At 70.8% G+C, this 1,442-nt stretch carries 1 protein-coding gene; it reads left to right on the top strand.

The features are described from left to right. A partial coding sequence (locus ACZ5CR_RS45100; RefSeq protein ID WP_468869427.1) for an MMPL family transporter occupies positions 1-1,318 on the top strand: 1,318 nt, incomplete at its 5' end. Between the last annotated feature and the right edge of the window lie 124 nt (positions 1,319-1,442).

The raw sequence follows: 1,442 nt of genomic DNA, 5'->3' as shown, positions 1-1,442 counted from the left end.
CCGTCCCACCCTGCTAGGAAAGCTCGGCACGGGGGTCGACGCTCCGAAGGTGCCGTTCCTTTGGCGCCTGACCATGCGCTCCGGTGACTCCCGGGTGTGGCCGGTGCTGCTCAAGCCCGCGCTGTCCAGGCCGTGGCTCACGCTCATCGTCTCCGCGGGCGCCATGGTGCTGCTCGCCCTGCCCGCCCTCGACATGAGGCTCAAGCAGCCGGGGTCGGACGACCTGTCCAGGGACATCGCCGTCGTACGGGCCATGGACCGGCTGACGGAGGCCTTCCCGAGCGAGGGAACCGTGCACCAGGTCGCGGTGCGCGTCCCGCCGGGCGAGGGCGCCCGGGCCGAGGCCGCCCTGCACAAGCTGCTCGAACGGACCGCGAAGGACGAGCGCTTCGCACACGACCAGCGGCCGACGGTCAAGGAGTCCGCGAACCACCGGGTGTTCACCGTCGACGTGGGCACGCCGTTCCAGCCCAAGAGCGACGAGGCCAAGGAGTCCCTCGACGTCCTGCGCGCCTGGCTGCCGCGGGCGATGGCCGACGTCCCCGACGCCGAGCACGGTGTCGGCGGCAAGGTGGCCCAGGGCGTGGACTTCACCGACCACCTCAAGGAGCGCATGCCATGGGTGGTGGGGTTCGTCCTGCTCCTCACCTTCGCCACCATGATCCTGATCTTCCGCTCTCTGGCCGTGGCGGCCTCGGCGATCCTCCTGAACCTGCTCTCCGCGGCGGCCTCCTTCGGTGTCCTCGCGGCGGTCTTCCAGCACACCTGGGCCGAGCGGCTCCTGGACTTCCACAGCACCGGAGCGGTCGTGTCCTGGCTGCCGCTGTTCCTGTTCGTGGTGCTCTTCGGCCTGTCGATGGACTACCACGTCTTCGTCGTCAGCCGAATCCGTGAGGCGGCCCTGCGGGGCGCGTCGGTCAAGGAAGCGGTCCGCGAAGGCATCACGAAGTCCGCGGGTGTGGTGACCAGCGCGGCGATCGTCATGGTCGGTGTCTTCGCGATCTTCGGAACGCTGAGCATGGTCGAGTTCAAGCAGCTCGGCGTGGGTCTGGCGGCGGCGATCCTGCTTGACGCCGTGGTGATCCGCGTCTTCGTCCTGCCCGCGCTGATGACAGTGATCGGCAAGTGGAACTGGTGGCCGGGCGGCGTCTCCGCCGGCGGCCGTCACGGCCGGACGACCCCGCCGGGCACCGGGACCGAACTGCCGGGCCAGCCGGGCCAGCCGGGCCAGCCGCAGGATCAACACCAGCCGCAATACGCTCCGTTCGCGGCACGGCGGCACACACCGCCGCCCCGCACATATCCCCCGCACCGGTGAGGACAGCGCCGCCGGGCCGCCGCGATACTGGCACGGCCTCCTGCCCCGAGGAGCCGCCCGATGCCACGTCCCTTCCTCACCCTGTCCCGGCTGCGCACCACCCGCCCCTACCTCGTGGACACCG

The organism is Streptomyces sp. NPDC031274 (genome assembly GCF_055570235.1).
This window is presented reverse-complemented; position numbering and strand designations above follow the sequence as displayed.